This is a genomic window from Micromonospora sp. NPDC005173 (assembly GCF_040608515.1).
Lineage (GTDB): Bacteria > Actinomycetota > Actinomycetes > Mycobacteriales > Micromonosporaceae > Micromonospora.
The window spans coordinates 1-8,139 of sequence record NZ_JBEXIK010000089.1; the positions used below are offsets into that span (position 1 = coordinate 1).

General features: G+C 66.9%; 8 protein-coding genes. 5 read left to right on the forward strand and 3 right to left on the reverse strand.

Translation table 11 applies throughout. From position 1 onward, the window contains the following. Positions 1 to 153: 153 nt before the first annotated feature. From ABZV00_RS37440 to ABZV00_RS37450, 3 genes are all read right to left on the reverse strand, one after another. Positions 154 to 402: a hypothetical protein gene (locus tag ABZV00_RS37440; protein ID WP_355615289.1), complete on the reverse strand. Its 249-nt coding sequence runs from the start codon at positions 400 to 402 to the stop codon at positions 154 to 156. Positions 403 to 531: 129 nt separating this feature from the next. Continuing rightward, the gene (locus tag ABZV00_RS37445) at positions 532 to 765 is read right to left on the reverse strand and encodes a hypothetical protein (RefSeq protein WP_355615292.1); all 234 of its coding nucleotides are present in this window, start codon (positions 763 to 765) and stop codon (positions 532 to 534) included. A 286-nt stretch (positions 766 to 1,051) separates the two neighbouring features. Further along, positions 1,052 to 1,360, reverse strand: coding sequence for a DUF6745 domain-containing protein (locus ABZV00_RS37450; protein WP_355615294.1), 309 nt, complete (start codon positions 1,358 to 1,360; stop codon positions 1,052 to 1,054). A 338-nt stretch (positions 1,361 to 1,698) separates the two neighbouring features. On the opposite strand from ABZV00_RS37450, the gene ABZV00_RS37455 reads away from it, so the two are divergent. The 5 genes from ABZV00_RS37455 to ABZV00_RS37475 all read left to right on the forward strand — a co-directional run. Beyond that, a complete protein-coding gene (locus ABZV00_RS37455) occupies positions 1,699 to 2,058 on the forward strand; it encodes a DUF2690 domain-containing protein (RefSeq protein ID WP_355615306.1) in 360 nt (119 codons plus the stop codon). 1,272 nt (positions 2,059 to 3,330) lie between these two features. Next, complete coding sequence (locus tag ABZV00_RS37460; RefSeq protein ID WP_355615297.1) at positions 3,331 to 4,629, forward strand: hypothetical protein; 1,299 nt, start codon at positions 3,331 to 3,333, stop codon at positions 4,627 to 4,629. A gap of 158 nt (positions 4,630 to 4,787) precedes the next feature. Beyond that, positions 4,788 to 5,960 carry a hypothetical protein gene (locus tag ABZV00_RS37465; protein WP_355615300.1) on the forward strand — a complete coding sequence of 391 codons (1,173 nt, stop codon included), beginning with the start codon at positions 4,788 to 4,790 and terminating at the stop codon, positions 5,958 to 5,960. 325 nt (positions 5,961 to 6,285) lie between these two features. Continuing rightward, a complete protein-coding gene (locus tag ABZV00_RS37470; protein ID WP_355615303.1) occupies positions 6,286 to 7,767 on the forward strand; it encodes a hypothetical protein in 1,482 nt (493 codons plus the stop codon). 244 nt (positions 7,768 to 8,011) lie between these two features. Continuing rightward, a partial coding sequence (locus ABZV00_RS37475) for a transposase (RefSeq protein WP_355615309.1) occupies positions 8,012 to 8,139 on the forward strand: 128 nt, incomplete at its 3' end.

Consider the following 8,139-nt stretch of genomic DNA (forward strand, 5'->3'; position numbering starts at 1 on the left):
GATGTGGATCACCGTGAAGTACAACTGGAGCCTGAAGCTGCAGTCATCCGAGAAGTCCGCGCTGCAGAGCATGCTCAACACCTGCAGCTCCTGACCACGATCCCCGGCCTTGCGGTTCGCACCCCATCAGGGTCGCAGACCACAAGCCGGGCCCTACGCCTGCTGTGGCGGCGGGCGGTCGGGATGCTTGCGCCACTGGCCGCCCGCATCAGCAGACAGGAGGCGCTTGACCATGACGAGGGCCTCGTCTTCGGTGTCGAACTCCCACCGCAGCACCCGGCCGCTTTCGCTATCGCCGGCACGGGCGGTGACCTTCCACCTGACCTCCCGGGTCAACCACACATCCCGGCGGCCCAGACGCCCCCAGATCCCGTTCCACCAGCGCCCCACCGCGTCCTCCACCACCGCATCGTACAAACGTTCGAATAGTGGTTGGCGTGGGGTAGTGGCTTGACCCGGGTGGGGCTGTGCCGACCGTCCTGTGCCCGATAACGGCCGGACTGCTTCGGCCTGTTAGCCAGCGTGCCGATGTCACTTGGCGTGGGGGAGCAGCCCGTCGTACTGGAAGGTTGGCGGGTCGTCCTCGCCATCACAACGGAGGTAACGGTGCTGCATGGGCGGGCTGGGTTGCTCGCAGGCGCCGAGGTAGGCGCCGCTCTGCGGCAGGATGATGACCTGCGGAAGGAACCCGTCCTCGTCGACCTCAATCGGGGTGAGCCGCCCGTCGGCGGGCCCGCCGAGCAGCCATGCCACGACCGCGGGCATCAGCGATTCACCAACAGCGTCGCGGCGGCCGTCAGCAGCCCCGTGACGGCCGCGATGAGAGCCGTCACCGCGCCGACGAGACCAGTAACACCGGCGAGGAAGTCCGGTGCCGTCTGCCCGTGCCTGCGTCGTGGTCGGCCGCGTCCACCCCGAGTCATGGCTGCTCTCCCTCGCCAGTCGACGGGACGTATCGCCGTCCCTGCGGAGGCACTTCATCAGGCGCAAGTGCAACCCCTCAACCCGCCCGGTGCCATCTGTGGACAACTCAGCGCCTGTGGCAGAATGATCATCGCGATCTTGTGGGATCATTCGCCGCGCGGTCTCGATCCGGAACGTGGGGTGCGGATAAGAGCGCCCGACCTCGCTCGCCTACACGGGGTGACCGTCGGGCCCATTGGACAGCTGGTCCGTCGTCGCCTTGGAGGCGGCCCTGCTGGTTAAGCGTGAGCAGGATGGGTCGTTCGCTCATCAGGGCGGTGTCGAGGAAGGGCCACCAGGGACCGCTGGTGAGCGCGACGTCGCGGCACCCCTGCGAGACAGGGTCGGGTCCGACGCCAAGGCTGTCGCGGTAGGCGTCGATGGCGGACAGAAGCATGAGGTCGGGGTAGTAGCACCAGCCGGGTCGAAGAATCGGTCAGCGCGGACGCCACGACCACGGCGTCGGCCCGGATCTGGGGCACCTACTCCTACATCGAGCTGCGTTGGTCGCCAACGTGCAAGACGAACTGGGCCCGAGTGCCCGCCTCGTGGGGCACCTCGTATCCGTCGCAGCTGCAGGCGTAACAGTGCACCACCGGCTACAACCAGTCCGGTGTCTCGGCCTCGAACGCGACCTACTCCTGGAGCCGGATGATGTATTCCCCGAAGCTCGGCCTCAGCGCCCGCTGGACCGGCGCCCCGGGTTACACCGGCACCGCCTGGAGAGGGGCCTGCATGCATACACGTACTTTCATCATTCGTACTCGGATCATCGGGCTGTTCGGTGTCGTGGCTGCCGGAACCCCTGCCCAGGCATTGACGGTCGGCTGCTGGGGCGACTGCTGCTCAGGCCGCGACCCGGAGGAAACCGGCTGCAGCGCCGACGGGGTGGCCGTGGCCTCGGGGCCGATGTGGGGCACCTTCAACCCCTACGTGGAGCTGCGCTGGTCGCCGGCGGGCAGGACGAAATGGGCGCGGCTCCCCGCCGTGTGGGCACGAGCAAGCCGCAGGCGCTCGTGGCCTACCAGTGCCCGACCGGCTACCAGCAAGTCGGCGTCTCGGCCTCCAACTCGACGTGGTCGTGGAGTCGCATGACCTACTCCCCGACCAAGTCTGTGCGGGCGACCTGGAACGGCGGTCCAAGCGGCGGCGCCACGGCCTGCGTGTGATCGACGGCGTCCATCGGCGGCCGTGAGCGGCCGCCGGAGGACGCTGCCGGGCGGGAGTTGGCGACTCGGTCGCGATTCGTAGCCGACGGCCGCAGGGCGGTGAGGGTGACCTGGATGGAGGCGCGCGCTGGGCCGCGCGGAGCTCCGGCGCCGGGCTCAGCCGCGGCGGCGACCACATCCGTGAGCACGTTGTGCAGGCGTGCGCGGGCTCGGTGGAGGCGGTCGGCACGTGCACGGGCCCAGCCAGTTCCGGACCGCGACCGTGAGCGGAACCATGGCCAAGGCCCGTGGCGACGGCGGGCCGGTGCCAGCCACCACTGAGTTAAACGAGGGTTTGCAGGACGGTCTGGAGGCGGACGGCCGGGCCTGGCCCCGCTCGCGGGGAATCGGCCGTTGAACTCGAGGTAGCCGTAGTCAGCTCTCGAAGTCAAAGGGATCTTCGTCCGCTTGCGGACGGCTGCTCAGGAAGGGCCGAGTGGCACAGGGCAAGGGACCTAGAGAGAGGCATAGGACAGGTGCACCGCGAGCTGACAGTTCTCGACCTTCCCGGCAGTGCCGGAGTACTGCCGTTGCGGTGTGGGTGCCCTTCTTTCAGATCCTCGGTCTCGTCGACCAGCAGCAGCCCGTCCGGGTGCCGAAGTTTGGGCGCGCCGAAGTAACGAACGTCGGCACGGACCGCGGTGTCGTCCCAGCGTGCCCGACCGATCAGGTCCTGCATACCGCCTGCCGCGGTGTCACCGGCGTGTTCTGCGATCGTTCAGCACTTCTTGGCCGGCAACGGCGCAAGCAGCCCGGCCACGAAGTCCCGGACCCGGCGCCGGGGGTTCAGGCCGGTAGCAACGTGCCGCGATCGTGTCCATCAACTCGCTGAAAAGCCCCGACCATCACTGAATGTCTACTCTGTAGGCGGCAGCCACCGCCGCATCTCTTGAGGTCCACACAACCACTGCGACTCGCCGGTGGCTGCTTGCTGTCCACGGACAAAACCATATGCCACCACAGGCCCGGACAGATCTCCTGCTGGAGTAGTTAGGAAGGGTGGCAAGTGCGGCGGGCAGAACGAAACCTGGCCGGGGCAGTGGTCAGCCGCCGTCGGCGTGCCGCAGCACCGATTTGAGCGGCGGCCGAGATTCCCGGTGAGACATAATGTGCCCGCGCGGGCAGCCTCAGCGGTCCAAGCCCCCGGAACGGAGCAGCCGTGACGATCATGACCGACGCCGAGTTGATGCTCGGTCTATCGCGCCACCTGTCCGTCTATCAGATGGGCACGGAGCGTGCGGCCCTGGAGCAGTTAGAGTTCGCCGGGTGGGTGCTCGACGTCGCGTTCCGACTGCGCGGAAGCACGACGAGCAGCGCCGCCCGCGTTCGAGCGATCGGGCTGGATGTTGGTCTCGGTCAGCGCAGCCTGAAGGACGTCATAAGCACGATGGAGTCGCTCGGCTGGGTCTCCGTAGTTCGGGACGCCGACAACGTACCGATCTCGGTCTCGGAGAGCATTCCAGCTTCGGGCGACCTGGTCGCTTCGGCTCCGCAACTGTTGAACCTGCTGATGGTGGGGGCTGCCGAACGGGCTGCCCTGGCGATCCTGCGTGCCACCACTCTGCAGCCTCTGTTGGTCGAGGACGTGCTGCACGCGGCGACCATGGCGGTCGGGGTAGACGGAAACGGAGAGGCCGCTGAGGCGGCCCTGCGTCACCTTACGTTCCTCGGCCTGGTGCGCCGTGTCGTCGCTGACGACGGTCGCGACGTCCTTTACAACCCCAACGTATGGACCCAGGGAGATGGCATCGCCCAGGCGGCGCTCAAGGCCGCTGACGCACGGGCGACCGGTGAGGTGACCGCTCTACTCGAAGAACTCGCGTCGAACCCGGGTATGCCTGAAGCTCATGTTAAATCGACCGAACCTAAGTGGGTAGCTTTCGCCGTCTCCCAGGGTCTTGTCCAACGTTCGGTGATCCAGACGTCCGAGGGCCTTGAACAGGGCTTCCTGTTCACGCCGCACCTTGGCCGGGATCCTTTCGGCAGCAGCGCCGGTGATGCTTCCGGACAGGTCCGGCAGCTTGTCGGATCGATGATCTATGCCGCAACCTTCGCGAGATTTAAGCTCACCAGTCCTGATGTCTTCCTCCAAGCGCTCATCAACCGCGGCGTCGCGGGAGACGTGTCGTCCATTGGCACGGACTACCCAATGCTGGAGAAAGCTGGCGTGGTTAAGGTGGTCGCGGGAAGCTCATCACGTCGGTTCCGGCTTGAGCTGCTCCAGTCGGACGTCGCGGAGGACGCCTTGAAGCTCCTCTCCACCCGCGAGGGGAGCAACGGTAGCGGCGTGTCTGCGGCGGACGCCGCTGCCCTGCGCGCCCAGCGCTCCTACATTCATGTCGAGCGGGAACGCGCACGGCTGGCCCTGACCACGGACACCGACGAGGCTGAACAGGCCCGCCTGCTGGCAGCCCTCCGCGAAGTTCCCGTCCAACGAATGATGGGCGGCCGGTCATGAGCGAAACGTCGGGACCCGATCGGGAGACCCTTGAAGGCGCGGCGGAGCCCAACGGGGGGCGGCGCAACAGCGCCTCCTTGGGAGGCGGACGGCCGAACCGATCGTCCGCAAAACGTACGACTGCGGGTACCAAGCCCAGCGATACGCCTGGCGGTCAGTTGGAACGCCGAGTCGCCCGCCTTGAGTTCGCGGAAGGCGCGTTTGCCCGCCTCCGGGTGCCGCTCGTCGCAGATGATGCCGACAGCGGACGTGACGTCCTGACCGACGTCGACGTCCTATCGCTCGACCTCGACCGTCGGCTTCGCCTTTCCCGGTCGGTGCTCGAGTGTAAGAGCGGCAAGGGGCAAAGCGGCGAGCCCTACACAATTGTCTGGCTGGCCGGATTCCGCCAGCTTTTGAACCTCGACCGCGTGACCCTTGTTCGTCAGACGGTGAGCAGCCGAGGGACCAGCCTTGCCAAAAGGCTCGGCATTGTCGTCATGGACGAGGCCACCGTCAGAAGGCGGGAGGAGGCGCACGCCTGGCTCCCTGAGGCGTTTGCCCACCTCGACGGAAGCGCGTGCGCGGCAGCCGAGAGTCGCACTGACACACAGTTGAAGGGCCTGCCCGATATTCCTTCTGGCCTCGCAAAGTTTCTCCGCGGGGAGGCGCTCCTGGCCGGCTCGCCGGCGCTACTCGCGGCCGTGCAGGGCTTTGGTAGCGCGGTAGAACGGCAAGGAGGGCTGCCCGATCCATGTGCCAAGATCCTTTCCGGCCATGCCTTGGTTGCGATCGTGCTGGCAGGGCTTCAAGACGCAGGACAACTCGACGCGGTGCCCGTGGGAAGCCTCCGAGGCAGGCTGGAGCGGGCGCTCACGGTCGGTGATCCGGACGATGTCCACCTGCTTCCGATGCTGGAACGGGCCGATGCGCTTGTCCGCCACCTCCAGAGTCGAACTCACCGAGCGTATGTCGCTGCAGGCGCGGAGGCGATTAATATCGATGTCCCATCCCTGCGTGACGCGATTGCCACGCCTCCTGCTTACCTGGACGACTACATCGACTTTGTTCAGCGGCTGAGAAACAATCCGCAAGTCTCACGCGATCTGTTACAGACCCTGGAGCTTGCCTGCTTCGACGCACTGCTGGGCGATACCAACTGGAAGGCACGAGCCTTCGAGCATCTCTTCACCGCCGAGCATCGTGGACTTGTCCTCGTCGCACTCCGCTGCCTGACCCGCGTTGCTGGCAGTAACGTGGCGGCGCCGCTACGGGAGCTCGCCGACTTGCCATTCAAAGGGGTGTCCGGGCGGGTGCCGGACCGTAATCTGCCGGCGGTACTCGAAGACTGATCATTGCCGATGCTGCGATTATGCAGTCGGCAAGGTACCTTCGTGGCGGCGCTCGGCCGTCCGTCGGAGTCGGTTCTGATCATGGGGTCGGTCATAGGACCCGCCTGAGCCGAGGCGGCGGGACTGGCGTTTGCGGAAGGTCTGGCCCGCCGCCGAGCGATGACCGTCCTACAACCACGCTCGCCCACCGCCGTGATCGGGTCGGTCCTGAGGGCCCGGCCCGGCCGGGGAGTACCGCCCGGACGTTAACAGTGGCCAGGCCCCGACAGCCATTGTCGGTTGCTGGTCAGGTCGAGTGGCAGGCGGCGGGCCGGAACGCGCGATAATGGCCGGCATCATGAGCCCACGACGAGGCGGGGAAGCCGACAAGTTTGGCAACCGGTACGAGGGTGCCTGGACGGTTCGCCATCTGCTGCACGTGCTAGGCGGGAGCGGCGAGTCGCTGACCGTCGAGGACTCCGGCGACCTGGCCAAGAGCGTCGAGTTCACCTACCGGCGGACCGGTGCCGTCGAGGTGCACCAGGTCAAAAGGCAAAACGGCGTCGCGAACGGCTGGACTGTCCGGTCTCTACTCGGCATGGGCATCTGGGACGACGCCCGCCACCACGTCGGGGCAGGCCGGGAGTTTCATTTGGTCTCAACTGTGCCGGCACGTGTGGCGCAGGAGTTGTGCGACAACGCCCGCAGCGCCAGCGATGTGCGAAGTTTCGTCGATCACTGGCTGCCTAACCAGAACCTTCAGGAAGCCTTCTCCGCCCTGGCGTCGAGGGACGTCCTCGGCACCGAGGAGCGGGCCTGGCGAGTCCTGCACGGGACCTGGATCCAATGCCACGGCGAGCAGGACGTGGCTGAGTTCAACGGGCTGCTGGCCGGGCAACTCCTGGACGGTGCGACTGGCGCTCTCGCAGCCGTCGGGCTGGGCGACTTGGTCCTCCATCACCTTGGTCGAGAGCTGACCGCTCCACTTATCGAGGAGCGTCTCCGGAAATACGGCCTGAGGCGCGCCCCCACGCGGCGCAAAGAGATCGTCGAGCGACGCACGTGGCGTGTGGTACCCGTGGCCGACTGCCCCCAGGAGCAGGTTGGTGTCCACCCCGCCGCCGCGAGCGGTACTCACCACCAAGGGCAGCCCCCGTACGGGACGCGGGAACACGACAACCTGTTGCGCGCACAGGTGCGCCAGGCGGCCGTGGCCGGTGGCATGGTGGTCGTCGTCGGTGGCTCCTCGACGGGTAAGTCGCGGAGCCTGTTCGAGGCTGTCCGGTCGGAGCTTGCCGACTGGCGCATTCTTCTGCCGGACGACGCGGAAGCAGTCCGCAGCGCTAGCGCGCAAATCTCGGCTCGGACGGTGGTATGGCTCGACGACACACCCGCGGTGCGGTTCCTGGGGCCGGACGGGCTCACTGCCGGCGACCTAGCCGCGCTTCTCGACGGTGACGACTCGGCACCGGTTCTGATCGTCTATGTGGCTTGGCCCGACGCCTACCAGCGGATGACCACCATCCCTCAGTCGGCAAAGGGCGCCGGCGATGACCCGGCTCGTGGCACACGTGAGGCACTGTCCCTCGCAGTGCAACCACCGATACGAGTACCAGACGACTTCACCCCGTCGGAACGGCGGAATCTGACGAGCGTAGCGAACATATGCGGCGACCGTCGGCTCCATGATGCCCTCGTCGATCCGCGGTACGGCGTGGCCCAGCATCTGGCTGGCGCACCGGACCTAATGGACCTCTGGAGGGACAGTGCAACGGTCCAGCCGTACGGGGCGGCACTGATCAGCGCAGCTGTCGACCTCCCGCCCTGAGGATCCAGGAACCGCTCACCGCCGAGCTGCTCGCCGCAGCCGCCCCGCTCTACATCAAGAGCCGGCAGTACGCCGAAGCGCCGGCGACTTGGTTCGACGACGGGCTCGCGTACGCAAGCCGCCCGTTGCGCGTCACGGTCCGGGCGCTAGAGCCCGTGCCAGGCTCTGAGTGCGTGTTTGAAAAGGTCGAATGCGGACGGTGTGGCGGCGTGACGATGGCCGCCGGGGCGGGCAGGGTGTCCGGGTGTCCTCGCCTCGTCGTGGTTACCCGTCGGACCTGACCGATGCCCAGTGGGCGTTGATCGAAGGGTTGTTGCCGGAGCCCAGCACGGACGGGCGGCGGGAGAAGCACCCTCGTCGGGAGATCGTCAA